The following is a 1,331-nucleotide window of genomic DNA, read 5'->3' as shown; positions in this document are numbered from 1 at the left end:
GAGGGACCTGCTTGTCAGGTCCGCTGTTTGACATTGGATCATCCATTCCGATTCCCTCGGGCACGACAAGCGTGCCCCTCCGGTTCCTTTTTCGGAGGGACCTGCTTGTCAGGTCCGCTGTTTGACATTGGATCATCCATTCCGATTCCCTCGGGCACGACAAGTGTGCCCCTCCGAAGGACTTGCCGCACAAACCGGCTTGTTAGGTCCACATTCCAGCGTTTGGAGAATCCGTTGCATCGAGCGGGTTCCCATGCTCGGTTCGGTCGCTGGATAAACGGTAGGGGCAATTCATGAATGACCCCTACAACGCATGGCACCGGGGGCATCTGATGGATCTTCACAAAGGTCGGACTGGGACCCACTCCGCCCGTCTTGCGTAGGGTGTCGAAATTGTACACGATGACGATTTACCCTGCCGCGTCATCTATGGAATTGGCATCGCTATGTCGTCGCTTGCGCAGAGAATCGTTTTCGGCAGTCTCCTGGCGTGTGTGGCCCTGCTGCTGTGCTGGCTTGATGTGAACGCCGGCACACCGGACGGGCTGTGGTTGTTTCCGGCGCTTGTGGTGCTTGTATTCTTTTCAGGCAATGAGATTGTGTCCCTCTGTCGCGGCGCGGGAGTCGCACCGCTGGCCTGGCTGGTGCATTTGGGGAATTCTTTGACGATCAGCGCGACATGGGGGATGGCCCTGTTCTGGCAACGCTGGGAAGCCGCCCATCCCGATCGGCTTGTCCGCTCGTGGGACATAGCGGCCGTCTCCAGCATGGCCGCCATGATGGCTCTGGCGGGAACCGTGTTTCTCGCCTTCCTGGTGGAAATGCAGCGCTACCGCCGTCCAGGAAGTGCCAACATCAACGTGGCGGGCACGGTGTACGCGGTGTGTTACATCGGGCTGCTGGCCAGTTTTCTGGTGCAACTGCGGATGGCCTTTGGAATGGAGGCCCTCGCCTCCTTCCTGATGATTGTCAAACTGGGCGATACCGGGGCGTTTACGGTGGGTAAATTTCTGGGCCGTCATCGGATGGCTCCGCAGCTCAGCCCCAAAAAGACGATCGAAGGGGCGATAGGAGCGATTGTCTTCGGTGTAACAGGGGCGTTTGTGGCGTTTTACTGGCTCTTGCCGCTGTTTGGACTGGAAACCATCAAACCACGATGGCCGGTCTGCCTGGTGTATGGCGTGCTGCTGGCCGTCGTGGGAATGATCGGCGACCTGGCGGAATCGCTCATCAAACGGGACGCCCAGCAGAAGGACTCCAGCCGACTCCTGCCTGGCCTGGGTGGGGCGCTCGATCTGATCGACTCATCCCTGATGGCGGCCCCGGTGGCG

1 protein-coding gene is annotated in these 1,331 nt (G+C 59.5%); it reads left to right on the top strand.

What is annotated here, in order from left to right:
- Positions 1-446: 446 nt before the first annotated feature.
- Positions 447-1,331: phosphatidate cytidylyltransferase (locus H5U08_RS19010; RefSeq protein ID WP_297036800.1), on the top strand; the 885-nt coding region annotated here is incomplete at its 3' end.

This window comes from Thermogutta sp. (assembly GCF_014359955.1).
Lineage (GTDB): Bacteria > Planctomycetota > Planctomycetia > Pirellulales > Thermoguttaceae > Thermogutta.
This window is presented reverse-complemented; position numbering and strand designations above follow the sequence as displayed.